This window comes from Proteus terrae, assembly GCF_003144325.1.
GTDB classification, from domain to species: domain Bacteria; phylum Pseudomonadota; class Gammaproteobacteria; order Enterobacterales; family Enterobacteriaceae; genus Proteus; species Proteus terrae.
This window is the reverse complement of record NZ_PENS01000011.1, coordinates 137,698-162,532: the sequence shown is the minus strand read 5'-3', so window position 1 is coordinate 162,532 and position 24,835 is coordinate 137,698. Positions and strand designations below refer to the sequence as shown.

Here is a 24,835-nt window from a genome sequence, read left to right as displayed (position 1 = left end):
TTCTGTATTATTCAACCGTCAGAATACGGCATGTATTGGTGCTACCCACAGTGCCCATTTGGTCACCTTGAGTGACTAACACTAAATCACCAGAAACCAAGAAACCTTTATCACGTAAACGACCAATAGCCTCATTAGCAGCTGCAATACCATCAGTGTGAGTACTGCAATAAACAGGCGTTACGCCACGATAAAGTGCGGTTTGATTCAATGTTTTCTCATGACGAGACATTGAGAAAATCGGTAAACCTGTACTGATACGAGACATCATGCGTGCAGTACGACCGGATTCAGTCATCGCAATAATCGCATTAACGCCTTTCATGTGGTTAGCTGCATACATTGTAGACATCGCAATAGCTTCTTCCACTGTATCAAAAACCATATCTAAACGGTGCTTAGAAACATTGGCGGCTGGCATTTTTTCGGCACCTAAGCAGACCTGCGCCATTGAAGCGACCGTTTCTGCTGGATATTGTCCTGCTGCGGTTTCTGCTGAAAGCATAACAGCATCAGTGCCATCTAATACGGCGTTAGCAACGTCCATTACTTCAGCACGAGTTGGCATTGGATTTGTTATCATTGACTCCATCATTTGAGTAGCAGTGATAACGACACGATTAAGCTGACGAGCACGACGAATTAATTTTTTCTGTACACCCACCAACTCAGGATCACCAATTTCAACACCTAAATCGCCACGAGCAACCATCACCACATCAGAAGCAAGAATAATTTCATCAATGATTTCATCATTAGCAACTGCTTCAGCACGTTCTACTTTAGAAACGATTTGGCATTCACAGCCTGCATCACGGGCTAAACGGCGAGCAAGGTTAAGATCTTCACCTGTTCTTGGGAATGAAACGGCAAGGTAATCAACACCGATTTTTGCCGCAGTGATAATATCTTGCTTATCTTTTTCTGTTAATGCATCAGCAGAGAGGCCTCCACCAAGCTTATTAATGCCTTTATTGTTAGATAAAGGACCACCAACCGTCACTTCAGTAAAGACTTTTAAACCCTCAACTTTGAGGACTTTTAACTGAACTCGACCATCATCAAGAAGTAAAATATCGCCTGGAACCACGTCGGCAGGTAAGCCTTTATAATCGATACCTACTTGATTTTGGTTGCCTTCGCCTTTTTCAAGCGCTGCATCAAGTAAGAATTTATCACCGACATTCAGGAAAACTTTTCCGTCTTTAAAGGTAGATACACGGATTTTAGGGCCTTGTAAATCCCCGAGAATAGCAACATGGCGACCTAATCTTGCGGCAATTTCACGCGTACGATTAGCGCGAGCAAGATGATCTTCCGCAGAACCATGAGAGAAATTTAATCGAACAACATTTGCGCCAGCAATAATAATTTTTTCTAAGTTATTATCACGATCTGTTGCTGGGCCTAAGGTGGTAACAATTTTTGTTCTTCTGAGCCGTCTGGACATGTATTACTCCGTTGACCTTGAACGAAAGGTGTTGGCAATTGGATAAAACAGAAATCAGACTGTGTTTTATCCAATATGTTAATTGAAACGCTTCAAGCTAATTGCAACATACACTACAGTTTTCATAATTTGCAGAGTTAGCTCGCAGATATGCTACCATTTTTCAAAAACTTATCTAGTCAGGGGCACAATCGTAAGTGTGACAATACTAACAGAATAATTAAAAACGGTTACTTATCAAACCGTGAATCACGTAAAGCTTCTTTGACGCGCTTCAAGTTATCTCTGAATTTTGGTCCTCGACGTAAAATAAATCCTGTTGTAAGAACATCAATAATAGTGAGTTGTGCAAGGCGGGAGATCATCGGCATGTAGATATCAGTATCTTCAGGCACATCAAGCAAGATGGGAAGGGTAGCTTCAGAGGCTAAAAGAGAATTCGGAGTTGTAATGGCAATAACGGCTGCATCGTTTTCGCGTGCGATCTTAGCAATTTCAACTAAATTTTTAGTACGCCCTGTATGAGAAATAATAACAACTACATCGCCATCACTACTATTTATACAACTCATACGTTGCATAACAACATCATCAAAATAAGTGACAGGAATATTAAAACGAGAAAATTTATTCATGGCATCGTGAGCAACAGCGGCTGATGCACCTAAACCAAAAAAAGAGATTTTTTTAGCTTGTGTCAAAATATCAACTGCACGATTGATAGCAGCGATATCAATATTATTTTTAACGTTTTCTAGTCCTGCCATTGCGGACTCAAAAATTTTATTGGTATAAGAAGAGACAGTATCGGAATCATCAATATTACGATTTACATAAGGCGTGCCGTTGGCAATGCTTTGTGCTAATTGTAATTTGAAATCAGGAAATCCTTTTGTTGCCATACGTCGGCAAAATCGATTAACAGTGGGTTCACTGACATCAGCCGTTTTAGCCATTAAGGCAATACTTGAATGGATAACTGTTTGTGGCGCAGTTAAAACAGCCTCTGCGACTTTTTTTTCTGATTTACTCAAGATGTCCAGATTAGACTGAACCCTTTCCAATATATTCATTAAATATACAGATCCTTGGCTTTGCCAATTTCAATAAAAGGAGAAATCTATAACGGTTTTATGAAAATATACTACGCAAAGAACAAGGCTTGCAGTGTAAACCATCGGTAAACAGGGCTTTTTTCGTTAAAGTATGACGTGTGTCTAACTTTCAAAGCTGAAAACAAGAAACAAAACTGTAGTAAAGTTACAAGAAAGGATAAAACACTAGGCATAAAATGAAGCATTATAATATGTGTGGTAAGTTAGAGACTAAAATGTGCAAGTGTATTTACTGAATACATCCAAAAGAGTACATTAATACAAAATTCTGTAACAAAATTACAAAATCTCATCATGAGGAGACGTTCTATGGCAGCGATATCGACTGCTCAGGCCTGTGATCTGGTTATCTTCGGTACGAAAGGGGATCTAGCACGCCGTAAGCTCATTCCATCATTATATCAATTGGAAAAAGCAGGATATATTCACCCTGACTCTCGCATTATTGGTGTCGGTCGTGCTGATTGGGATGTTGAGGCATATAAAAATGTCGCTCATGAAGCGTTAAAAACCTTTTTAAAAGAAGAAATTAATCCTGAAATTTGGCAACGCTTAAGTGATCGCTTAGATTTTTGTAATCTTGATGTTAATGAAACCGACCATTTCATTGAGTTATCAAAGCATCTAAAACAAGATAAATTACCGGCTATTTATTACTTTGCTATGCCTCCAAGCACCTTTAGTGCAATGTGTCAGGGATTAGGGCATGCAAAATTAAATAAAGAGCCTAATCGTGTCGTAATGGAAAAACCATTAGGGACAGATTTAGCGTCTTCAGTTTCTATTAACGATAGTGTGGCGAAATACTTTAAAGAGACACAAATTTATCGTATTGACCACTATTTAGGTAAAGAAACCGTTTTAAACCTATTAGCACTGCGCTTCGCAAACTCATTATTTGTCAACAACTGGGACAATAAAACGATTGATCATGTCCAAATTACGGTTGCAGAAGAAGTGGGTATTGAAGGGCGTTGGGGATACTTTGATCAAGCTGGTCAAATGCGTGATATGGTGCAAAACCATCTATTACAAATTCTGACTATGATAGCGATGTCACCCCCCGCTGATTTAACGGCTGACAGTATTCGCCAAGAAAAAGTGAAAGTCTTACGTTCATTACGCCGTATTGATAACACCAATATTCGCGAAAAAACGGTTCGTGGACAATATACTGGTGGTTTTGTACAAGGCAAAAAAGTACCTGGTTATCTTGATGAAGAAGGTGCGAATAAAACCAGTAATACAGAAACATTTGTGGCAATCCGCGCTGATATTGACAACTGGCGTTGGGCAGGTGTTCCGTTCTATCTAAGAACAGGTAAACGCCTACCAAGTAAATGTTCAGAAGTTGTAGTTTATTTTAAAAAGCCTGCGCTGAATATCTTCAGTGAGACTTATCAAGAGTTACCACAAAATAAGCTGACTATTCGTCTACAGCCAGATGAAGGTATCGATATTGAAGTGCTAAATAAAGCGCCGGGACTCGATCATAAACACCGTTTACAAACAACCAAGCTGGACTTGAGTTTCTCTGAAACATTCAATCAAACGCATTTAGCGGATGCTTACGAGCGTTTATTATTAGAAGCCATGCGCGGTATCCAAGCGTTATTCGTGCGTCGTGACGAAGTGGAAGAAGCATGGAAATGGGTTGATTCAATTATCAATGCATGGGAATGCGATAATGAGCTACCTAAACCATATCAAGCAGGCACTTGGGGACCAGTGGCATCTGTTGCAATGATCACGCGTGATGGTCGTTCTTGGAATGAAATTGAATAATTGATTTTAATTATCCATTCTAAAGAAAAAATACCCAGCAATGCTGGGTGTTTTTTTATCAACTAAATACCTTTAAGCATAATTACAACAATTTAGATGAATAAAACTACTGAAGGATAGTAAAACCACTGATTAACTATGCAATCTGATTTTGGTTAGAAACTAAAACTTAAATGAAACCAATCAATTAAAAAAAATATTTTGCTGAAAGGCATTGCTTTAAATAATTCGGCATGATAGAAATATCATGTAACATTTAACCATCTTATATGAGGGTTCGGAGTATATCGTGCGGATGGTCTGTGCGATGAAAGAATAAATAATCATGACTAGCGCCAAAAGCGTCAAAGTTAAACGTTCTACTTATAAGTTATTCCTTTCTGCTATTTTATCCAGCGAACACTACTGGTGTGGCGCATTATAGAAACCTCTCATCTTAATTCCTGAGTTATCAGGAAACGACGTTGCCTTAACGTTCGGCTACTATTGTCGCCAGAAAGACTATCTACATATTCTCTATCTTCTGCGCAAGAAACGTTTTGGCGTATTTCTAATGTGTATGAGAGATGAAAAAATGATTTATTGGATATTTTTAGCATTAGCTATTGTTTGTGAAGTTATCGGTACTTTATCTATGAAGTACGCCAGTGTCAGCGGTGGTTACACCGGTATGATTGTGATGTGGTTAATGATTGCCACTTCCTATATCTTTTTAGCCATAGCCGTTAAGAAAGTGGCATTAGGTGTAGCATATGCACTGTGGGAAGGTATTGGAATTGTCATTATTACGACATTCAGCGTTCTATGGTTTGGGGAATCACTATCACCATTAAAGTTAGGTGGTCTAGCAATGTTAATTGCAGGGATCACGCTTATCAAATCAGGTACTAAAAAATCGGCTGTTGCTAAGAAAACAACAGAATCGGTAAAAAGTATTGCCGGTAAAGCTAAGCATGTTGCCAGTGCTGTAAAAGGAGCGAATAAGCCAATTCCTGCCAATATTAAGGAGGCTTAATTATGTTAGCTCAATTTGAATGGTGGCACGGTGCATTTTTAATACTTGCTGTAGTGCTCGAGATCGTCGCGAATATATTCTTAAAAATGTCGAACGGCTTTAGTCGAATGGGATTAGGGATATTATCACTGTTTTGTGTGTTAGGTGCTTTTAGTGCACTGGCAATGGCTGTTAAAGGGATAGAACTTTCGGTAGCTTATGCACTTTGGGGAGCATTCGGAATTATTGCAACTATCGCTGCCGGTTGGATTTTATTTAATCAAAGACTCAATTATAAAGGATGGGGTGGAATTATATTATTACTGGTTGGTATGGTAATGATTAAATTTGCTTAAATCTCAGTAAGTTAATAAGTACCATTTTGGTAAAAATAGAAATTTAATAATCACAGCAAGAATAAATTATATTAAAAAAGCTGAATTCATCTGAACTCAGCTTTTTTGTATCTACTGTTTAATCTCTTTAGAGCGATATAAATTAAATTTAATTTTTGCTTCATTGTCCTAAAAGTTATTTTATATACAAACCGATTACGATATAAAACATAATGACAATAAATTTAAATAGTAGAAAAAGGTATCTAAAATTGCAGACTGATAGTCTGTTGACATTTCAAAGGTTATAAGTTGAGATCAAAACAGCAGTAAAATTAAAATATTCTTTATATCTTTAATAATAGTGAATGTGCAGAGTTTTTATGGAAAAACACTATTGTTATTATTTTCTTATTGATGTTATTTTTTACTGATAACATGGAAAAAATAGGAATAAAGATGAAACGGATATTAGTTGCAGGTGCAACAGGTTATTTAGGGCGATTTCTTGTACAAGCATTAAAAACACAAGGCTATTGGGTGCGTGTTTTAGTCAGAAGTCGCTCGCAAGCAACACTGTTTACTGATGTTGATGATATTTTTATTGGTCAAATAACAAAGCCTGAGCAATTAACAAATAGTACAAAAGATATTGATTGTGTTATTTCCACAGTAGGGATCACTCGACAAAAAGAGGGGTTAACCTATATGGATGTTGATTATCAAGCTAATCTAAATTTGTTAAATGAATCAACAAAATCATCAGTTAAACAGTTTATTTATATTTCGGCGATTGATGGCGATAAATATCGTCAGTTAAAGATCTTTGAAGCTAAAGAACGGTTTGTTGATAAGTTAAAACAATCTAAATTGCCTTATTGTATTATTCGACCTAATGGCTATTTCAGTGATATGGGGGATTTTTTGCAAATGGCTTCTACAGGAAAAATCTATTTATTTGGTTCTGGAGAACAGCAAATAAATCCTATTTCTGGAAAAGATCTAGCCGAATTTGTGATTAAAATGATAGGGCATGATACGAAAGAAATTTCTGTGGGTGGACCTGATATTTTGTCATTAAATCAAATTGCTGAACTTGCAAGTATGGCATTAAATAAAAAAATAAAAATCATCCACTTACCTGATGCATTAAGAAAAATGACTATTTTTATATTACGTCATTTTACTTCTCAAAAATTTTATGGGCCTTTTGAGTTTTTCTTAACATTTATGGGTAAGAGTCATATTGGTGAAGTATATGGTAATGAGCATTTGTCAGAATACTATCTTGATTTAGCCAATAAAGTTAATTTAAAAAATAAGCACCTTTAAAGGTGCTCATTAAATATTTTTACATTGCCGCAATAATCTTAATTTCAACTTTATATTCAGGGTGCATTAATTGTGCTTGCACAGTACAACGCACAGGTGCGCTACCTTTGGCAACCCATGCATCCCACGCTTTATTCATACCTTCAAAATCGGCTTTATCAGCTAAAAAGATTGTCGCATCAAGAATTTTAGTTTTATCAGAACCTACACGTTGTAACAAAACGTCAATTGCCGCTAATGTGTCTGCTGTTTGTTCAATAATATCGCCTGATAAGTTTTCTGGTACGGCAGTGTAATAAATGGTGTCGTTATGAATAACGGCTTCAGACCAGCGATCTTCAGGGTCGATACGTTTAATTGTCATTATGAGTTCTCCTTTGTATTAACGGCATAGGTGGTACTTTTGGTTATCCACTGGCATAATTTACGTCTTATTTTATAAAAAGAGTATGCCTGTGTCAGACGATTTTGCAGAAAACGGGATTTTAACCCGAACTATTCCAGGATTTCATCCCCGTGAAGCTCAACGACAAATGGCGAAATCAATAACGGAAACTATTGATAAGCAAGGTGTACTTATTGCTGAAGCGGGTACAGGTACTGGAAAAACGTATGCCTATCTTGTACCTGCATTGCGTTCGGGTAAAAAAACTATTATCTCAACAGGCTCTAAAGCCTTGCAAGATCAATTATATAGTCGAGATTTACCTACGATCATTGAAGCGATTAATTATGATGGTAATACGGCGTTATTAAAAGGGCGCTCTAACTATCTCTGTTTAGAACGACTTGATCAGCAAATGCTCAGTGGTGGTGATCTGGAAGCTGAAGTTTTGTCTGACGTCATGTATGTGCGCCAATGGTCAACACAAACAGAAGATGGTGACGTTAGCCGTTGTCATAGTGTTGCTGAAGATAGTCGAGTTTGGCCTTTAGTCACCAGCACTAACGATAACTGCTTGGGGAGTGATTGCCCTCGTTATAAAGAGTGCTATGTTTTAAGCGCACGTAAAAAAGCAATGGATGCGGATGTCGTGGTGGTTAATCACCATTTATTTATGGCGGATACTGTCGTTAAAGATACCGGTTTTGGTGAGCTAATTCCGGAAGCTGAAATTATGATCTTTGATGAAGCTCATCAAATTCCAGATATTGCTAGCCATTATTTTGGCCAACAACTTACCAGTAGACAGTTGTTTGATCTCGCCAGAGATATGACCGTTGCTTATCGCACAGAAGTGAGAGACCAAGTTCAGTTACAAAAAAGTGCTGATAGATTAACGCAAATGGTGATGGATTTTCGCCTAGCGTTAGGGGAGACAGGTTATCGAGGAAACTTACGTGAGCTATTGCAAGGTGGTGAAACAAAACGTTTTCTAACGTTACTGGATGATGCCTTAGAACTGAGTTATGACGTAATGAAACTCTCGTTAGGGCGAAGCCAATTACTTGATAGTGCTTTTGAACGTGCCACAGTTTACCGCAATCGCTTAAAACGCCTGATTGATACCACAATTCCGGGTTATAGTTATTGGTTTGAAAGTTATGGTCGCCATTTCTTATTAGCTATCACACCACTATCTGTTGCGGATAAATTTCGCGAATTAATCAAATCGCATAAAAGCAGTTGGATATTTACCTCAGCAACACTTTCTGTAAATGAGCAGATGTCTTATTACACAGATAGATTGGGCTTAGAAAATGCGACAACCCTGATCCTAAACAGCCCATTTGATTATCAACATCAAACATTACTCTGTGTGCCACGTTATCTGCCACCATTAAATCAGCCTTATACGGCGAAACGTTTAGCCACTATGCTAACGCCAGTTATTTTAAAAAACCAAGGTCGCTGTTTTTTCCTCTGTACCTCACATGCAATGATGCGTGGACTTGCTGAAGAGTTTAAAGCCAATTTGCCATTACCTGTATTGATGCAAGGTGAAATGAGTAAGACGCAATTACTGCAAAAATTTATTTCATCAGGAAATGCGCTTTTAGTTGCGACCCAAAGTTTTTGGGAAGGTGTTGACGTGCGTGGCGATACGTTGTCTTGCGTGATTATTGACAAATTACCATTTACAGCACCTGATGATCCTTTATTAAGAGCACGCATTGAAGATTGTGAATTGCGAGGCGGAGATGCTTTTAGAGACGTCCAAATTCCTGATGCTGTTATTAGTTTAAAACAAGGTGTCGGGCGATTAATTCGTGATGTACACGATTATGGTGCAATTATAGTTTGTGATGATAGGTTAGTTTCTCGTGCTTATGGTGAAGTTTTTTTAAGTAGTTTGCCTCCATCACCTCGCACGCGTTCACTCGAAAAAACAATGAAATTTTTGAGCCAACGCGCACAGCAGAATGAAATACAAGAAATATCGGATTCATAATAGCGATTGCACAGAATGTGTGTTTATTCTGTTGAACACTATTATGATATTATTCTTCCTCTTTTAATTATCGAATTTGCCGGAGTTATGGCGTGTCACTGCGAATTTTAGCAATTGATACTGCAACAGAATCTTGTTCAGTTGCAGTTTGGAATGAAGGCGTTGTTGCTTCACGTTTTGAAATCTCACCTCGTGAACATACACAAAAGATTTTGCCTATGGTGAAAAGCGCCTTAGAAGAAGCAAACATCACATTGCAATCATTAGATGCACTTGCTTTTGGACGAGGACCCGGAAGTTTTACAGGTGTTCGTATTGGTGTAGGTGTTGCGCAAGGTATCGCGCTAGGTGCAGGGTTACCAATGGTTGGTATTTCATCACTTGCCACAATGGCTGAAGGTGTCTTTAGAACAACGGGCATCAAACAAGTTCTTGTGGCAATAGATGCGCGTATGGGTGAAATTTATTGCGCTCAATATCAGCGTAATGATGCAGGTATTTGGATAGGCGAAGACACTGAAGCTGTGATGAAACCTGAGCAATTTATTGAAGCATTACAATTAACAACAGGAACATGGGCGATGGCAGGTACAGGATGGCAAGCTTATCCTGATTTAAAAGAGGCACTGCCTTTTACTGTCGTTGAAACTGAGATTACGCTTCCTGCTGCACAAGATATGTTACCTCTCGCTGTAACCGCTTGGCATGAAGGTAAAGCAACGAAAGTTGAAGACGCCGAGCCAGTTTATTTACGTAATGAAGTGACATGGAAAAAACTGCCTGGCCGTGAATAGATTTAGAAGTATCTATTAGATGCGGAAGAGTGAAGCTATAATATTATTATAGAGTAACGTTAATATTGACTTGCAATGAGGTGGTTTATGAACAGACAATTAAACTACCGTTTGGTAAGCAAAGCGCTATTTTTATCTGGTGCTTTGTTTCTAGCGGGATGCGTCTCTATACCTGAATCAATAAAAGGTACATCAGCAACGCCAGTGACTAATTTAAATGGTGTTTTTGTTGCGCCTGAACTTTATATTGGTCAAGAAGGGCGTTTTGGTGGACGTGTGATTGATGTTAAAAATCTTCAATCATCAACGCAGCTAGAAATTGCCGTTATGCCTCTTTCTCAATACGATGCTGCGCCCGAATTACATCAACCTTCTGTTGGGCGTCTCTATGCTAATGTTATGCATTTCTTAGATCCCTCTGATTATAAAAATCAATACGTAACCGTTGTTGGTACTATCAAAGGTGTTGAAACTGGCAAAGTTGGTGAGGCTAGTTATCCATTTTTACGTATTGATGTGACAGGTATGAAACGCTGGACACTGACACAGCAAGTCATTATGCCCGCACCAGTTATGACATGGGGATATTATGGCGATGGCCCATATTGGGGTTATCACCATGGATATGGCGGTTATGGTGGATATCCATATGGAACTGGTCAGGTTGTGCCCGTTTTAGAATAAAAAGTGGGTATTAGATCGCATGACGATATAATATTTCACCTCCATTTGTGTGAAACGGTGTATAATCGATATCTATAATATATTAGGTAACTATCTAATAGAGTTATTAAAGTTGAATAAAAAATAAAAGAGAGGGCGGTTTTGACCGCCTTCTTTTTTGTTAATCTAAAAATAAAATATTTAGTGACACACTTCGCATCTTCACAACAGAAAATTGTTTGTGCTGGTAGGATGAGTTAATACTTTGTTAAAAATGAAACATAATATTAACCCAAGAAGTGCGATTAATCAGGAGTACTACTTTGGAAAAAGTCTGGCTTAAACGTTATCCGGCAGATGTTCCGGCTGAAATTGACCCGGACCGTTTCGCATCCCTTGCTGAGATGCTTGAAAACGCTGTCGCAAATTACGCAGATCAACCCGCCTTTATCAATATGGGCGAGGTCATGACTTATCGCAAACTTGAAGAGCGTAGCCGTGCTTTTGCAGCATACCTGCAAAATGGCTTAGGATTGAAAAAAGGTGATCGTGTCGCCTTAATGATGCCTAATTTACTGCAATATCCTATCGCGCTTTTCGGTATTCTTCGTGCAGGCATGGTTGTCGTAAACGTAAACCCACTTTACACACCAAGAGAACTTGAACATCAATTAAATGACAGTGGTGCAAGTGCCATTGTAATAGTCTCTAACTTTGCGCATACGCTCGAAAAAATTGTGTTTAATACCAGCATTAAGCACGTTATTTTAACCCGAATGGGCGATCAATTATCTCGTCCTAAAGCAACACTCGTTGATTTTGTTGTTAAATATATCAAACGATTAGTGCCTAAATATAACTTGCCTGATGCCATTTCATTTCGTAGAGCAATGCATTTTGGCTATCGTATGCAATATATTAAACCTGAAATTACAGGTGAAGATTTAGCCTTCTTGCAATATACAGGAGGCACAACGGGAATTGCTAAAGGTGCAATGTTAACGCATCGCAATATGTTAGCGAACCTTGAGCAAGCGAAAGCAGCTTATGTACCAGCGCTAAACGTTGGTAAAGAGCTGGTGGTCACTGCATTACCGCTGTATCACGTTTTTGCTTTAACCGTTAATTGTCTACTCTTTATTGAAATTGGTGGTAAAAACTTACTTATCACTAACCCTCGTGATGTGAAAGGTACAATTAAAGAACTAGGACGTTACCCTGTCACGGCAATCACTGGCGTAAATACTTTATTTAATGCTTGGTTGCAAAATCCAGAATTTCGTCAACTCGATTTCTCCAAATTGAATCTCTCCGTTGGCGGCGGTATGCCTGTTCAAAGTAGTGTTGCTAAAGAGTGGGAAGAGTTAACAGGTAAGCATTTATTAGAAGGTTATGGCTTGACGGAATGTTCTCCTTTAGTCACCGGTAACCCTTATAATCTGAAAAAATACAGTGGCAGTATTGGATTACCTGTACCTTCAACGGATGTGAAGTTTATGGATGATGAAGGTAACGAAGTTGACCGCACTGTAGGCGGTGAAATGTGGGTTCGTGGCCCTCAGGTAATGAAAGGTTATTGGAATCGTCCTGATGCAACTGATGAAGTCCTACATGATGGCTGGGTTGCAACAGGTGATATTGCCACAATGGATGACGAAGGCTTTATTCGTATCATTGACCGCAAAAAAGATATGATCTTAGTTTCGGGTTTTAATGTATACCCTAATGAAGTCGAAGAAGTCGTTACGGCACATCCTAAGGTTTTGGAGTCGGCTGCAATTGGTGTACCAAGCAAAAACTCAGGTGAAACAGTTAAAGTTTTCGTTGTGAAAAAAGATCCATCATTAACGGAAGATGAGATAAAAACGCACTGTCGTCGTTACCTAACAGGTTATAAAGTCCCTAAAATTATTGAGTTTCGTGATGAATTACCAAAATCAAATGTTGGTAAAATTTTACGCAGAGAGTTAAGAAATGAAGAAAAAGAGTTGAAAACCTCAACTGAATCTTGATACAACACTCAATAACCTTTTTCAATTTCGCCGGTTTATACCGGCGTTTTTGTGATTACATAAAAAAGTCATTAGACATAAAAACAAGAGAAACCTGTTTTGAATTATCAATTGATTACGACAGACACTGCACTAGATTCCGCCTGTAAAGCTGCTTCAGAGGCTTCAAAAATTGCTTTAGATACAGAGTTTGTCCGCATACGTACCTATTATCCTCATCTTGGTTTGATCCAGATGTATGACGGTAAACAGATCTCTCTTATTGATCCGTTAGCAATTAAGGATTGGGCTCCTTTCGTTGAGCTATTAACTAACCCGAGCATCATGAAGTTTCTCCATGCTGGAAGTGAAGATCTCGAAGTTTTTTCTCACCAGTTTGGTTGTGTTCCAACACCGATGATTGACACTCAAGTGGTGGCTGCATTTTTAGGGCATCCTATCTCTTGTGGTTTTGCGACATTAGTTGAGAAATATGAAAATATTGCACTAGATAAAAGTGAATCCCGAACAGACTGGTTAGCGCGCCCTTTAACTGAAAAACAGTGCCAATATGCCAGTGGTGATGTTTTCTATTTGCTACCTTTAGCTGAAAAATTAATTGAAGAAGCTGAAGAAGCAGGCTATATGGATGCGATCGCAGATGAATGTAAAATGATTGCAGAACGTCGACAAGAAACGGTTGTACCAGAGCTCGTCTATCGTGATATTAGCAATGCATGGCAATTAAAAGACCAACAATTAGCATGCTTACAAATGCTTGCTCAGTGGCGCTTAAATCAAGCCAAAGCTCGAGATATGGCATTAAACTTCGTTGTAAGAGAAGAACATCTATGGTCTGTTGCTCGTTACCTTCCATCCTCATTAGCAGAACTCGATGCATTATCGCTTTCAGGCCAAGAAATTCGTTGTCATGGTCGTCGTTTATTAGATTTTGTTGCTAAAGCTAAAGAAATTAAAGATGAAGATTGCCCAGAGCCTATTGGTAATTTAATTGAACAACCAAACTACAAAAAAGCATTTAAAGCGATTAAAGCGGTTATTCAAGAAATTAGTGAAGATAAACGCTACAACCCTGAACTGTTAGCTTCAAGAAGACAGATTAATCAGTTATTAAGTATTCATTGGAAAATAAAAGAAGGGCAACCTGAATTAACTTCACGTTGGCGTAAAGCATTATTAGAAGAAAAAGTGACAGAAATTCTGGCGCAATATCCATAGTCTTGCTGATTGTTTATTTTCTAATATTTAATCTCCTTAAAATAAAAAGGAATTGTTAGTTCCATAAATAAACAAAACAAAGAATAACAATAGGAGTCTCTTTTGAGGCTCTTATTTTTTGCACACAAAAACACCTAAAGAAGGTGAAGGTAGAAATAGACTAAATAGATTATTGGTAAATGTAAGTATTATGACAAAATAATCGCTCTCCTGTGACTTATCACCAATGATTAAAATAGCAACAAGATATAGCGCTATTTGCGCATTCAGGTGTTTTCAATATGTATATAATTAAACACAGAGCCAATCAAATTGATTATAGTTTATGGCTGGCTCTGTGAATAATGACTTAGATAAAGCGTAAAATATGATTTACTTTGTAGGCTCTTCACTCTCAGGTAAAGTCACATTTAGCTCTAATACAGAGATATCATCGCCTTTTTGTTCAAATTGAACAGAAAGCATCTCTGGATCAATCTGTACATATTTACAGATGACACCTAATAAATCTCTTTTCATATCAGGTAAATAAGCTGGCTCGCTATCACCACGGCGACGTTCTGCCACGATAATTTGTAGACGCTCCTTGGCAATATTAGCTGTCGACTTTTTACGCGACAGGAAAAAATCTAGTAAAGCCATCTTTTACCCCCCAAAAAGGCGTTTCAGAAAGCCTTTTTTCTCTTCTTCAATAAAACGGAATGGATGTTCTTCACCTAACAAACGATTTACTGTATCTGAATAGGCTTTACCTGCATCAGATTCGCCATCTAAAATAACAGGTTCACCTTGGTTAGATGAACGTAAAACAGATTGATCTTCTGGAATAACACCCAATAGTGGAATGCATAGAATTTCAAGGACATCTTCCATACTTAACATATCACCACGGCTAACGCGGCCAGGATTATAACGAGTTAATAGAAGATGTTCTTTAATTGGATCTTGACCACGCTCAGCGCGGCGTGATTTAGAAGCAAGAATTCCTAAAATACGGTCGGAGTCACGTACTGATGATACTTCAGGGTTTGTTGTAATAATGGCTTCATCTGCAAAATAAAGGGCCATTAATGCGCCACTTTCAATACCCGCAGGAGAGTCACAAATAATAAAATCAAAACCCATCTCATCGAGTTCATCTAATACTTGTTCTACACCATCACGGGTGAGAGCGTCTTTATCTCTTGTTTGTGAAGCAGGGAGAATAAACAGATTTTCTGTACGCTTATCTTTAATCAATGCTTGATTTAAAGATGCATCGCCCTGAATAACATTAACAAAATCATAAACAACTCTACGTTCACAACCCATGATAAGGTCTAAATTACGTAACCCAATATCAAAGTCGATAACAACCGTCTTATGACCTTTTTGAGCGAGGCCGGTAGAAATGGCCGCGCTGGAAGTTGTTTTACCAACCCCACCTTTACCTGACGTAACAACAATAATGCGTGCCATGGAGTGATTCCTTGTCGATGCTCTAAATTAAGTTCTCGATTGTTAATTCATTCTCTTGCAGGCTAAGTTGTACTGATTTACCAACAAAGTCTGTAGGAATTTGGTCGCTTAGCCAATATTGACCAGCAATAGAAACAAGCTCAGCAGACAGATGTGTACAAAAAATATGGCTCTCTTTATCACCCGATGCGCCAGCAAGTACACGTCCACGCAATACACCGTAGATATGAACATTACCATCAGCAATTAATTCAGCGCCTGCACTCACATTACTAATAACAACTAAATCGCTATTTTGAGCATAAATGCGCTGACCTGAACGAACAGGAGTATGGATGATTTTTGTTTTTTGACGAACAGCTGTCGGTGCTTCATTCGTTTTATCGTTATTTGCCTGAGTGCTCGGCTTAACTATTTTACCTTCATTTAAGATAGGTAACTGTGCGGCAATTATCGCTTCTTTCTGTTGAGCGTCTGAACTACCACTAATTCCCACGACTCGTAAGCCAGCATCTTCTACAATTCGCCTCAGTTTTTTAAAATCAATATTTTCATCTGCTAAAGCAGAGACATTGATAACCACAGGTGCATTTTTCAGAAATTGAGGCGCTTGTGCAATTTTTTCTGAAATTGCCTGACGAATAACTTTCGGTGTTCCATCGTTTAAATGGAGTACTGAAAGGGTAAAATTACTGCCTTTTAACTCAATGGGCGTGTTTGACATCTATCTGACTCAGTAAATTTTTTATAATCTGGCACAAAAAACCAGAGACGATATTACGAAAGTATATAAGCATGTTATATTTACTAAAATATTCAGGCAAGTCGCTTATTTTAATAATTAGAGTTTAATGAAAATGATTTGTGCAATTTACCGTAGTACCAAACGTGATCAAACTTATTTATACATCGAAAAAAAGGGTGATTTCTCTCGAATTCCGGACGAATTATTGCAAAGTTTTGGCGAACCACAGTTTTCAATGTTGCTTAATCTCGCGGATAGACAGCGTTTAGCGCATGCTGACATTGAAAAAGTCAAAAAAGCATTAGTTGAGCAGGGTTTTTATTTACAAGTTCCGCCACCTGTCGAAAGTATGTTAAATGCTTATTTAGATGAATTAAAAAAATCAGAAAAAACTGAATAAATCATCGAGATAAAAGGAGCATAAATGTTCAAATATTCATTCATCGCTGTGATTGTTTCCGGTTTAATGTTATCGGCGTGTACTAATAGCCAACAAAAATTGGCTGAAAGACAAATTACTGCACCAGAGGCAAAGGCAGTTGAAACACAAAAAACGCCTCGATGGAAACAAGTGGATGTTGCATCGTTAGAACAAGCATTTCCTAAAGAGACTCGTATTTCTGCACAATTTCCTGCTTATGTTGAAGCTCTGAAATTGAAAGCTGCTCAGTTGGGATATAAACAAGAAACAATAGATTTTGCTTTTTCAGAAGCGCATTTTATTGAACGAGTGATTAAATCAGACCGTAATCAGCCGGAAAAGAAAATCACACTCGATGTTTATTTACCACGCATTGTCACTAACGGCCGTTTAAACCAAGGGGCTAAGCTCTATCAAGAGAATCAAGATACTCTAGAACAAATCAGCAAGAGATATGGTGTGCCTGCAAACTATATTGTTGCGCTATGGGGACTTGAGAGTGGCTTTGGTAAAGTGCAGGGCAAAGAAGATGTTGTTTCTGCACTTGCAACACTCGCATTTGAAGGTCGTCGAGAAGAACTCTTTACACGCCAACTAATGGCAGCATTGGAGATTATTGAGGAAGGGTATATTCCTCAAGGACAACGTCTCAAAGGCTCTTGGGCAGGAGCTATGGGACAAACTCAGTTTATGCCATCTTCTTTCCTAACTTATGCCGCAGATGGCAATGGTGACGGAAAAATTGATATTTGGAATACCCAAGAAGACGCATTTGCTTCGGCAGCTAACTATTTAGCGACGGAAGGTTGGAAAAGTGGACTTCCTTGGGGAGAACAGGTTACTTTAGCGGTAGATTTTAACCAACAGCTTGAAGGTATTAAGACCGAACAGAAAAAAACGGTCGCTCAATGGAAAGCATTGGGTGTTCAATTGCCTGCAAATAGTCAATTGAACGATGCTATGTCAACATGGTTAATTATTCCTGATGATGATTTGCACAGAAGCTATTTAGTGACACAGAACTTCCGTACGATTATGCATTGGAACAGCTCTTACTTTTTTGCTCTCAGCATCGTTACTATGGCTGATGGCGTTGCTAATAAAATAAATTCACTACCTAACGCGAGTTAATCGCGTTTTTTACAGTGAAATAAAACACAGCAATCTACCTAAAAGGAACACATTATGTATCAACATCGTGATTGGGAAGGTGCATTACTTGATTTTCCTGTCAATAAAGTGATTTGCGTTGGTAGTAACTATGCAAATCACATTAAAGAGATGGGATCCGTTCGCTCAGAAGAGCCTGTGATTTTTATCAAACCAGAAACAGCTATGTGTGATATTCGCCAACCTATTGCTATCCCAAAAGATATGGGTGCGGTTCACCACGAAATTGAATTAGCAGTACTGATTGGTCAGCCACTTAAACAAGCTAATGAAGATAGAGTTGATCGCGCAATTGCGGGTTTCGGTATTGGCCTTGATCTCACATTACGTGACTTACAAGGCAAATTGAAAAAAGCAGGGCAACCATGGGAAAAAAGTAAAGCGTTCGATGGCTCTGCACCATTATCTGGATTTATCCCTGTCAATTCATTTGGCGACCCACAAAACGCAAATTTAATGTTACGTGTTAATGACGAGATTCGTCAGCAGGGTAACAGTCGTGATATGCTAACCCCTGTTTTACCCCTTATCAGCTATATGTCTCGCTTTTTTACCCTACGTCCTGGTGATGTGATTTTAACGGGAACTCCGGAAGGTGTTGGCCCTCTAGAATCAGGCGATATGTTGGTATTAAGTGTTAATGAACATCAGCTGACAACGCGGGTTATTTAATTTGTATTAGATGAGCAATAAGGTAATAACGTAGAGATGACACAGGCTTTTTGGCAGACTAAAACATTAGATGAAATGAGTGATGATGAGTGGGAATCGCTCTGTGACGGGTGTGGGCAATGTTGTTTACACAAGTTAATGGATGATGATACTGACGAGATATATTTTACCAATGTCGCTTGTAATCAGCTAAATATTAAAACCTGCCAATGCAGTAATTACGAAGATCGTTTCCGTTATGAGCCAGATTGTATCAAGCTTACACGGTATAATTTACCGACATTTGAGTGGTTACCAATGACATGTGCGTATCGTCTGTTAGCAGAAGGCAAAACGTTACAAAGTTGGCATCCACTTATTGCAGGTAATAAAGCAAAAATGCACCAAGGTAATATTTCTGTAAGATATATTGCGGTGCCAGAAGCTGAAGTTGAAGATTGGGAAGATCATATTCTTAATCGTCCGAAAGGGCGTGGTTAATTTCTTATTTTCATTAAAAAGCTCCTTTATAGGAGCTTTTTATTAAGGAATGTAAGTAATGACAATAGATATTGCTGGGCTAATTGCCCAATTAGGGAAGAAGTATCAAGATGTTTACGATCAAAATTTAATTCCTTATAAGTCCAAACCTAAAAATGGCAGTTTGGCGATGAAAAAAGAATCTCTTCACTTATATTTTGAGCCCTATGGTGTCGGTTTAAGTGAAATCACGCTGACGCTATTTGATGAAAAAACAAAGCAATTTCATTTCCCCCATGCACTTCCTTTCGGGTTACAGCCATTAATGACACAAGAGTGGTTACATGCTCATTATGGAAAACCAATCCGCTTTGCTAAAAAGAAAATTGTGATGTCACTTCATTTAGGTGAAGCTGAAGTCTTTGAGTTACCCAATAATAATCAGGTTATTTTTATCGCCAGATACCCCTACATTGGTGAGAATGTGGTGATCTCGCTTACTTTCGAATTACGCGAAAGTTTAGAAAAACGGTGGGATGTTAACTACATAGCTTGATATTGCGTTAGTAACAAAAAACTCCCCTTTTAAGGTTAATAAGAGAATAAATCATTCACAAAATAATCTTTTTAAGAAAAACTATTGACTAAATGGGAAATGTAGTTCACTATTATTCTCATGGTGGGAAATTTGAATTTCACCAACCAGATGAATAAATGCCTCGCTTATGCGGGGCTTTTTGCATTCTAGGGTTGTGAAAATATCTGCCATATTTCGTAGCAAAATTCTGAGTCATATTCAGTGATTGAAACGTACATCATTATTAAAATGATGCGTTTTTCTTCGCCGTTTATTACCTGAATTTACTGAAAGAGAAGATTGGATTTTCTCTTATTTAAACATCAAGACTCGCTGCGGCGAGTTTTTTTGTTTCTTTATTTTATAAAAAGGAATTTTATATGAAACGTATTACTCCAATTGTTTTATCACTGCTTATGGTTTCAACCAGCTATGCTAATTCAGAAATGATGGTTGTGCCTGAACTTGAAACTCAATCATCTGTTGTTGCTCGTGATACTTCAATGCGTGCAATGAACGATGAAAATTGTGGTATTGGTTGTCCATTAGGAGGCAGTGAAACCACTATTCAACGCGATGTTTACACATTAAATAATAATAGTGAGAGCAAGTTTGCAGACTGGGTTGCTTATTTAGTGACTAAAGACAGCATTGGTAGTGGTAAAGCACGTAACTGGAAAAAAGATCCGGCTTTAGGTAATGATGAAACCTTATCGCCAGCGGATTACAAAAACGCTAATGCCACATTAAAAGTTGACCGTGGTCATCAAGCTCCTCTAGCTTCATTGGCTGCGTTACCAGGCTGGAATGCGCTTAACTATCTTTCTAATATTACACCGCAAAAAGCAGACTTAAACCAAGGTGCTTGGGTACGACTAGAAGATCAAGAGCGTAATTTGGCAAAAGAAGGTCACAAAGTCTTTACTGTTACAGGGCCTATCTACGAAAGAGATATGGGTAAGTTGCCAAGTACAGATAAAGATCACACAATTCCAAGTGCTTATTTTAAAGTGGTTTTTCTAAATGATTCACCAGAAAACTCCTCTTATGCGGCATTTATTATGGATCAACAAACACCGAAAAAAGCAAATTTCTGTGAATTCCAAGTAACGGCAGCAGAAGTGGAAGCTCGTACCGGTTTAACACTTTGGAGTCAGTTACCAGAAAGTGCTCAAGGTGTGAAATCTCAAGCAGGTGAGTTAGTCAAAAAAATGGGATGTACGGTATTAAAATAAGCTTTTAAACCGACTTCTCAGTAAGTAATAAAAAAGGTCACTTAATAAAGTGACCTTTTGTAATATTACTAAATAGCTATATTTAGCGGTTTTCAAAATTAATAAGCTGGTGGCGCTGATTAAAAAACTTCGTGTAGGTTAAATAGCAAGCAATAATAGTTGAAATACTGGCTGTTGCCATCAACATAAAAGTCACCATAATTTGATATTTAACAGCTTGTAATGGATCAACACCGGCAAATATAAGCCCTGACATCATACCCGGCAAACTCACAATACCGACAGTCTTTGCGGCATCAATAGTTGGTATTAATGAAGATTTAATGCTATCTCGAATAATACTCATTGAGGCTAATTTAGGTGTTGCACCAAGGCTTAACATCTCTTGCAATTGTTGCTGCTGATTTTGAAAACGTTGACCTAAATTATTATAACAAAGTCCCGTTGCTATCATTGCATTACCCGCAATCATCCCCGTAATAGGAATGATTTGAATGGGTGTAAAAGCAATGGAACTGGTGAGCAATAAAATAGTTAAAGTTAATAATGCCCCAGTTGTAATAGCAGTAAAAGAGATCAGAAAGATATCTTTGACGTATTTGCTCCGCTTTTTGGCGTTATGGGCTGCGTTATAGCAGATAAATAACACCATTAAGAAAGTAAGAATAAAATGGTCAACATGGAAAATATAGGTCAAGACATAGCCAACAATTAACAGTTGAACAATGGCTCTTGCTGTACTCCAAATGATATCTTTTTCTAAAGCTAGCTTTTCTTTGCGACTAATAAAAATAGCCACGAGAACTAATAAAAGCGAGAAAATCAGAGATTCATTGCTTATCGTATGTTCGTTCATAATATTATGTTCGCTCATAACAAAAGGGTGACTGATAAAGAAATAAAAAATCAGGCATCATTGTGAGAAGGTAATAAGATCACATCATCAGCATGTTTTATTTCATTTTGATCGTGAGTGACCCATAATACGGCGAGATTTTGATCTTTAACGTAGTGGTGAATAACATCATTCACTTTTGTTTTATTATCTTCATCTAATGCACTTGTTATCTCATCAAGTAATAAGATTTTTGGCATAAATTGCAGATTTCTTATCAGTGAAATACGTTGTTTTTCTCCTCCCGAAAGTTCATTAATTCCTTTTTTCATAATGGATGCAGGTAAACAAAAATAATCCAAATCATGCGCAAGTTTCTTATCATCCACCGAAAGTTTTCGTAAGAAATAAGGAAATTTAAGGTTATCGTAAACAGTCTCACCAAATAACATCGGTGTTTGAGTACAATAAGAAACCTGTTGGCGATATTCTTCGGGTGAAAACGTTAAATAGTCTTTATCTTCAAAGAAAAGTGAACCACTGGTAGGTGATAGTAGAGAAGCGACAATCTTGAGTAAGGTACTTTTACCACAACCTGAAGGGCCTGTGATAAGTTTAAATTCAGAAGGTTGAAGTTCAAAATTGATGTTATCAAGGATAGTTTTGTTATCGACCCGATAACCTATTTTATCAAGACGTAAAAGTGCAGTCGTGCTTTCCATTCTTATCCCAAACTTAAAAGAGAGAATAATTACCATTATATAGAATTAACGATATAAAGATCCTGCTTTAAATCAGTTAGTAAGCAATTTTGTTACTATTTAAGTATAGGATAATAAGAATGTTAGCCAATAAAAAAGATAAATTTATTTTTCTCGATTGCCTAAAAAAATACCAAATTGAATTTTGTTAAGAATAAAATAAAGAGCAGGCAGATAGTCGCGATAACAAAGCGTAATGTAGCAAGTAATAAACCATCAATTTCAGGTGAGATAACTCGCCTCGCAATAAAAGTCCCACCCCAAACGATAGAGACTAAGGCTAGTAATAAATAAGCCGTTAAATCACTCTTTGGATTGTTTTTCATATTGAGAGTACCAATGCTTTATATCATTGATTATTTCACTCGTTAAACGCTCGCCTTGTTCATTATAAAACCCATGATCTAACTTATCGTATTTAATAAACTTCACATTAGGTTGGTTGATATCTTGGCTTAATTGGTTAAATGCATCGACATTTACATTCGAGTCATTAAGTGTCTGAATAATTAAGATAGGAGTATGTTGATTACTTTTAATAACATTAAGTAAATCAATAGCAAAATATTGTTGCCACCATGATTTACTATGTTCACTGACAAATTGCTCATCATCTATTTGATTATTTTTTATTGCATCAGCAAATTGCTGAAAGCCATTTAGCGCATCTTTAATGTGTTCTTTAGGTGTGGTAAGACGGATATTATAAAGAACATCATCAAGAAAAAAACGCCCCCCACCATTTAGCGCAATAGCCGCTTTTATATCATTGCGTTTAGCTACCACTAAATGCACCATCGTGGCACCTTCACTTCCACCAATTAAAATAATATTCGGATACTGTGACGATAATTTATCTAACACTGCTTCATAATCTTCAGTTCGCTGTTTAGGATTATCATGAAGCTTATAGCTTTTAGGGCAATCAACACGTTCACCATCATATTGAAAATAAGGTAATTGAGCGGTAATACCGTATTTTTCTACCATTAAAACATCACTATTGGGTAACCACTGACCGAAGATTTCTTGAGTAAATGTATTATTTTTAATGCTGTTACAGTCAGAGCCTTGCATTAACACCAATAGAGTTTGATTTTTTTCAGCTCGTTTATCCAAGTAATAGCTAATTTCACTGCCATCTTTACGTGAGAGTGAATGTGTCGATATTTCTGCATAACTAGCAAACGAAGGAAGCAAAAAAGTAGAGAGTAAAAATAGAAGTGAAGTGCGCATGATCGCCTGTTTGTTTTTGTAGGGGTGCAATAAAAAATTTTATTTTAATAATAAGTAAACAGCTAATTTAGTGAATTATTGTATAGAAACAAGTGATGTAAAATTTATCGCACAGATAGTCTCTATAAAATTAATCCACTCTTAATATAATAGCCTGAAAATTCAGGCTATCTGGAGATCTTTAATGAATAGGAACGAAATAATCAATCTCTAAGGTTTTTGGCAATTCCATTAAATCAACATCAGTTTCTATACTGACATATCTTTCAATATCAGCACCTAAACGACGACATAAACCTAATGCGGGAAGGGTATAAAAATAAATTTTCATCGCAAACTGTTTATATTCTTCTAGAGTTCCCTTAAATTGGAATCTGACATAACGTCCTGCCTCAATCACTCTTTTTCTAAAACCACTGGTTTTTGTAAAATGATCTAAGCTATTTAACCCAATTTCATAATCAATCTGGATTTTATTTTTACGCAATGTGTTCGGTTGGTATGAGATAAGCACAGTACTTTCTGTAAAGTTTTTATCCGTATACAGTAAAAAATCATTCCAAAATTGGTGACGAATATCTTCGTGTAATTTACCTATATCTTCGATAGAGCAAAAATACTGATATTGCATCCCATAAACATAACTTTCAGGTAAATCCATAATTTTAGGAATAGGCAAATCAACAACATCAAAATTGATTGGTGGCTGAAAGTTATCACCACAAAGATTATCTAGTTTACGATATTCTGTGGGTGTTACACCAAAGGTCGCTTTAAAACGACGCGTAAATGATTGCTGGGAATCGAACTGATAACGTAATGCTACAGTCAGAATAGGCAATTTAGTTAATCGTAATTCGGTTGCCGCTTTTGTTAAACGTCTTCCTCGAATATACGAAGCAAGTGTTAATCCTGTTGCTTGTTTAAACACGCGTTGTAAATGCCATTTGGTATAACCAGAACGGATCGCAACATCATCAAGTAGCAACGGTTTTTCCAGATTCACCTCAATCCAGAGAAGGAGTTCTTTGATAATTTCTATATTAAAAGTGGATAAGGTATTTGAGGGGATAAGCCCATTGTACTGAGATGACATGATAATTTCCTGAAAATATTTTGTTCAGTTTACACGAAACTGATACCCATATATTATTACATACTTATGGTATGTTTTA

26 protein-coding genes are annotated in these 24,835 nt (G+C 37.5%); 15 read left to right on the top strand and 11 right to left on the bottom strand.

All coding sequences use genetic code 11. The annotated features are described in order from the left end of the window. Window positions 1-7: 7 nt before the first annotated feature. Together pyk and DK857_RS12675 are read right to left on the bottom strand one after the other, a co-directional pair. Window positions 8-1,450 (bottom strand): pyruvate kinase, encoded by a 1,443-nt coding sequence (gene pyk / locus DK857_RS12680; RefSeq protein WP_100159358.1) that lies wholly within the window; start codon window positions 1,448-1,450, stop codon window positions 8-10. 230 nt (window positions 1,451-1,680) lie between these two features. Beyond that, complete coding sequence (locus DK857_RS12675) at window positions 1,681-2,523, bottom strand: MurR/RpiR family transcriptional regulator (RefSeq protein ID WP_109393833.1); 843 nt, start codon at window positions 2,521-2,523, stop codon at window positions 1,681-1,683. A 351-nt stretch (window positions 2,524-2,874) separates the two neighbouring features. Between DK857_RS12675 and zwf the strand changes: the two genes are divergently transcribed. From zwf to DK857_RS12655, 4 genes are all read left to right on the top strand, one after another. Beyond that, window positions 2,875-4,350, top strand: coding sequence for a glucose-6-phosphate dehydrogenase (zwf, locus tag DK857_RS12670; RefSeq protein WP_088495462.1), 1,476 nt, complete (start codon window positions 2,875-2,877; stop codon window positions 4,348-4,350). A gap of 574 nt (window positions 4,351-4,924) precedes the next feature. Continuing rightward, window positions 4,925-5,365 (top strand): multidrug/spermidine efflux SMR transporter subunit MdtJ, encoded by a 441-nt coding sequence (mdtJ, locus tag DK857_RS12665; RefSeq protein WP_075671146.1) that lies wholly within the window; start codon window positions 4,925-4,927, stop codon window positions 5,363-5,365. Between the two features lie 2 nt (window positions 5,366-5,367). Continuing rightward, on the top strand, window positions 5,368-5,700 hold the full coding sequence (mdtI, locus tag DK857_RS12660) for a multidrug/spermidine efflux SMR transporter subunit MdtI (RefSeq protein WP_023582084.1): 333 nt from the start codon (window positions 5,368-5,370) through the stop codon (window positions 5,698-5,700). A 438-nt stretch (window positions 5,701-6,138) separates the two neighbouring features. Next, window positions 6,139-7,011, top strand: coding sequence for an SDR family oxidoreductase (locus DK857_RS12655; RefSeq protein WP_227003166.1), 873 nt, complete (start codon window positions 6,139-6,141; stop codon window positions 7,009-7,011). A gap of 19 nt (window positions 7,012-7,030) precedes the next feature. Here DK857_RS12655 and DK857_RS12650 read toward each other — a convergent pair whose 3' ends face one another. Beyond that, window positions 7,031-7,375: a RidA family protein gene (locus tag DK857_RS12650; RefSeq protein ID WP_098942664.1), complete on the bottom strand. Its 345-nt coding sequence runs from the start codon at window positions 7,373-7,375 to the stop codon at window positions 7,031-7,033. An 85-nt stretch (window positions 7,376-7,460) separates the two neighbouring features. Here DK857_RS12650 and DK857_RS12645 point away from each other — a divergent pair, with 85 nt between their 5' ends. From DK857_RS12645 to rnd, 5 genes are all read left to right on the top strand, one after another. Further along, window positions 7,461-9,404, top strand: coding sequence for an ATP-dependent DNA helicase (locus DK857_RS12645; RefSeq protein ID WP_109402354.1), 1,944 nt, complete (start codon window positions 7,461-7,463; stop codon window positions 9,402-9,404). A 92-nt stretch (window positions 9,405-9,496) separates the two neighbouring features. Continuing rightward, on the top strand, window positions 9,497-10,198 hold the full coding sequence (tsaB, locus tag DK857_RS12640) for a tRNA (adenosine(37)-N6)-threonylcarbamoyltransferase complex dimerization subunit type 1 TsaB (protein WP_109393831.1): 702 nt from the start codon (window positions 9,497-9,499) through the stop codon (window positions 10,196-10,198). 87 nt (window positions 10,199-10,285) lie between these two features. Beyond that, complete coding sequence (locus DK857_RS12635) at window positions 10,286-10,882, top strand: Slp family lipoprotein (RefSeq protein WP_109393830.1); 597 nt, start codon at window positions 10,286-10,288, stop codon at window positions 10,880-10,882. Window positions 10,883-11,184: 302 nt separating this feature from the next. Further along, complete coding sequence (fadD, locus tag DK857_RS12630; protein WP_109393829.1) at window positions 11,185-12,873, top strand: long-chain-fatty-acid--CoA ligase FadD; 1,689 nt, start codon at window positions 11,185-11,187, stop codon at window positions 12,871-12,873. A 99-nt stretch (window positions 12,874-12,972) separates the two neighbouring features. Continuing rightward, a complete protein-coding gene (rnd, locus tag DK857_RS12625; RefSeq protein ID WP_109402353.1) occupies window positions 12,973-14,091 on the top strand; it encodes a ribonuclease D in 1,119 nt (372 codons plus the stop codon). Window positions 14,092-14,463: 372 nt separating this feature from the next. On the opposite strand, the gene minE is transcribed toward rnd, so the two are convergent. From minE to minC, 3 genes are read right to left on the bottom strand one after another with little or no spacing between them, the layout of a single operon-like run. Further along, window positions 14,464-14,733, bottom strand: a complete 270-nt coding sequence (gene minE / locus DK857_RS12620; protein WP_023582089.1) for a cell division topological specificity factor MinE — start codon at window positions 14,731-14,733, stop codon at window positions 14,464-14,466. A 3-nt stretch (window positions 14,734-14,736) separates the two neighbouring features. After that, complete coding sequence (gene minD / locus DK857_RS12615; protein WP_099660358.1) at window positions 14,737-15,549, bottom strand: septum site-determining protein MinD; 813 nt, start codon at window positions 15,547-15,549, stop codon at window positions 14,737-14,739. Between the two features lie 22 nt (window positions 15,550-15,571). After that, entirely contained in the window at window positions 15,572-16,273 is a 702-nt protein-coding gene (minC, locus tag DK857_RS12610) for a septum site-determining protein MinC (protein WP_109393827.1), read from the bottom strand. Window positions 16,274-16,406: 133 nt separating this feature from the next. Between minC and DK857_RS12605 the strand changes: the two genes are divergently transcribed. The 6 genes from DK857_RS12605 to DK857_RS12580 all read left to right on the top strand — a co-directional run bounded on the left by DK857_RS12605 (window position 16,407) and on the right by DK857_RS12580 (window position 20,828). After that, complete coding sequence (locus tag DK857_RS12605; RefSeq protein ID WP_109402368.1) at window positions 16,407-16,694, top strand: YcgL domain-containing protein; 288 nt, start codon at window positions 16,407-16,409, stop codon at window positions 16,692-16,694. 24 nt (window positions 16,695-16,718) lie between these two features. Continuing rightward, entirely contained in the window at window positions 16,719-17,846 is a 1,128-nt protein-coding gene (locus tag DK857_RS12600) for a lytic murein transglycosylase (protein WP_109393826.1), read from the top strand. 54 nt (window positions 17,847-17,900) lie between these two features. Then, the gene (locus DK857_RS12595; RefSeq protein WP_109402352.1) at window positions 17,901-18,557 is read left to right on the top strand and encodes a fumarylacetoacetate hydrolase family protein; all 657 of its coding nucleotides are present in this window, start codon (window positions 17,901-17,903) and stop codon (window positions 18,555-18,557) included. Between the two features lie 36 nt (window positions 18,558-18,593). Next, window positions 18,594-19,037 carry a YcgN family cysteine cluster protein gene (locus tag DK857_RS12590; RefSeq protein WP_109393824.1) on the top strand — a complete coding sequence of 148 codons (444 nt, stop codon included), beginning with the start codon at window positions 18,594-18,596 and terminating at the stop codon, window positions 19,035-19,037. Between the two features lie 58 nt (window positions 19,038-19,095). Beyond that, window positions 19,096-19,572, top strand: a complete 477-nt coding sequence (locus DK857_RS12585) for a DUF6392 family protein (protein ID WP_109402351.1) — start codon at window positions 19,096-19,098, stop codon at window positions 19,570-19,572. Between the two features lie 524 nt (window positions 19,573-20,096). After that, on the top strand, window positions 20,097-20,828 hold the full coding sequence (locus DK857_RS12580; protein ID WP_227003169.1) for a DNA/RNA non-specific endonuclease: 732 nt from the start codon (window positions 20,097-20,099) through the stop codon (window positions 20,826-20,828). An 82-nt stretch (window positions 20,829-20,910) separates the two neighbouring features. Here DK857_RS12580 and fetB read toward each other — a convergent pair whose 3' ends face one another. The 5 genes from fetB to DK857_RS19530 form a co-directional block, all read right to left on the bottom strand. Next, entirely contained in the window at window positions 20,911-21,684 is a 774-nt protein-coding gene (fetB, locus tag DK857_RS12575) for an iron efflux ABC transporter permease subunit FetB (protein ID WP_109393821.1), read from the bottom strand. A gap of 50 nt (window positions 21,685-21,734) precedes the next feature. Beyond that, the gene (gene fetA / locus DK857_RS12570; protein ID WP_109402350.1) at window positions 21,735-22,385 is read right to left on the bottom strand and encodes an iron efflux ABC transporter ATP-binding subunit FetA; all 651 of its coding nucleotides are present in this window, start codon (window positions 22,383-22,385) and stop codon (window positions 21,735-21,737) included. Between the two features lie 161 nt (window positions 22,386-22,546). After that, window positions 22,547-22,750: an EamA family transporter gene (locus DK857_RS12565; protein ID WP_109402349.1), complete on the bottom strand. Its 204-nt coding sequence runs from the start codon at window positions 22,748-22,750 to the stop codon at window positions 22,547-22,549. Continuing rightward, window positions 22,728-23,660 carry an acyl-CoA thioester hydrolase/BAAT C-terminal domain-containing protein gene (locus DK857_RS12560; protein ID WP_109402348.1) on the bottom strand — a complete coding sequence of 311 codons (933 nt, stop codon included), beginning with the start codon at window positions 23,658-23,660 and terminating at the stop codon, window positions 22,728-22,730. The genes DK857_RS12565 and DK857_RS12560 overlap by 23 nt, the downstream gene beginning before the upstream one ends. 181 nt (window positions 23,661-23,841) lie before the next feature. Next, on the bottom strand, window positions 23,842-24,756 hold the full coding sequence (locus tag DK857_RS19530; RefSeq protein WP_109393817.1) for a helix-turn-helix domain-containing protein: 915 nt from the start codon (window positions 24,754-24,756) through the stop codon (window positions 23,842-23,844). Between the last annotated feature and the right edge of the window lie 79 nt (window positions 24,757-24,835).

Bases quoted from the DNA above. Each gene is read 5' to 3' on its own strand.
- pyk (WP_100159358.1), bottom strand. From the start codon at position 1,450: ATGTCCAGACGGCTCAGAAGAACAAAAATTGTTACCACCTTAGGCCCA.
- DK857_RS12675 (WP_109393833.1), bottom strand. From the start codon at position 2,523: ATGAATATATTGGAAAGGGTTCAGTCTAATCTGGACATCTTGAGTAAA.
- zwf (WP_088495462.1), top strand. From the start codon at position 2,875: ATGGCAGCGATATCGACTGCTCAGGCCTGTGATCTGGTTATCTTCGGT.
- mdtJ (WP_075671146.1), top strand. From the start codon at position 4,925: ATGATTTATTGGATATTTTTAGCATTAGCTATTGTTTGTGAAGTTATC.
- mdtI (WP_023582084.1), top strand. From the start codon at position 5,368: ATGTTAGCTCAATTTGAATGGTGGCACGGTGCATTTTTAATACTTGCT.
- DK857_RS12655 (WP_227003166.1), top strand. From the start codon at position 6,139: ATGAAACGGATATTAGTTGCAGGTGCAACAGGTTATTTAGGGCGATTT.
- DK857_RS12650 (WP_098942664.1), bottom strand. From the start codon at position 7,375: ATGACAATTAAACGTATCGACCCTGAAGATCGCTGGTCTGAAGCCGTT.
- DK857_RS12645 (WP_109402354.1), top strand. From the start codon at position 7,461: ATGCCTGTGTCAGACGATTTTGCAGAAAACGGGATTTTAACCCGAACT.
- DK857_RS12635 (WP_109393830.1), top strand. From the start codon at position 10,286: ATGAACAGACAATTAAACTACCGTTTGGTAAGCAAAGCGCTATTTTTA.
- minE (WP_023582089.1), bottom strand. From the start codon at position 14,733: ATGGCTTTACTAGATTTTTTCCTGTCGCGTAAAAAGTCGACAGCTAAT.
- minD (WP_099660358.1), bottom strand. From the start codon at position 15,549: ATGGCACGCATTATTGTTGTTACGTCAGGTAAAGGTGGGGTTGGTAAA.
- minC (WP_109393827.1), bottom strand. From the start codon at position 16,273: ATGTCAAACACGCCCATTGAGTTAAAAGGCAGTAATTTTACCCTTTCA.
- DK857_RS12605 (WP_109402368.1), top strand. From the start codon at position 16,407: ATGATTTGTGCAATTTACCGTAGTACCAAACGTGATCAAACTTATTTA.
- DK857_RS12600 (WP_109393826.1), top strand. From the start codon at position 16,719: ATGTTCAAATATTCATTCATCGCTGTGATTGTTTCCGGTTTAATGTTA.
- DK857_RS12595 (WP_109402352.1), top strand. From the start codon at position 17,901: ATGTATCAACATCGTGATTGGGAAGGTGCATTACTTGATTTTCCTGTC.
- DK857_RS12590 (WP_109393824.1), top strand. From the start codon at position 18,594: ATGACACAGGCTTTTTGGCAGACTAAAACATTAGATGAAATGAGTGAT.
- DK857_RS12585 (WP_109402351.1), top strand. From the start codon at position 19,096: ATGACAATAGATATTGCTGGGCTAATTGCCCAATTAGGGAAGAAGTAT.
- DK857_RS12580 (WP_227003169.1), top strand. From the start codon at position 20,097: ATGCGTGCAATGAACGATGAAAATTGTGGTATTGGTTGTCCATTAGGA.
- fetB (WP_109393821.1), bottom strand. From the start codon at position 21,684: ATGAACGAACATACGATAAGCAATGAATCTCTGATTTTCTCGCTTTTA.
- fetA (WP_109402350.1), bottom strand. From the start codon at position 22,385: ATGGAAAGCACGACTGCACTTTTACGTCTTGATAAAATAGGTTATCGG.
- DK857_RS12565 (WP_109402349.1), bottom strand. From the start codon at position 22,750: ATGAAAAACAATCCAAAGAGTGATTTAACGGCTTATTTATTACTAGCC.
- DK857_RS12560 (WP_109402348.1), bottom strand. From the start codon at position 23,660: ATGCGCACTTCACTTCTATTTTTACTCTCTACTTTTTTGCTTCCTTCG.
- DK857_RS19530 (WP_109393817.1), bottom strand. From the start codon at position 24,756: ATGTCATCTCAGTACAATGGGCTTATCCCCTCAAATACCTTATCCACT.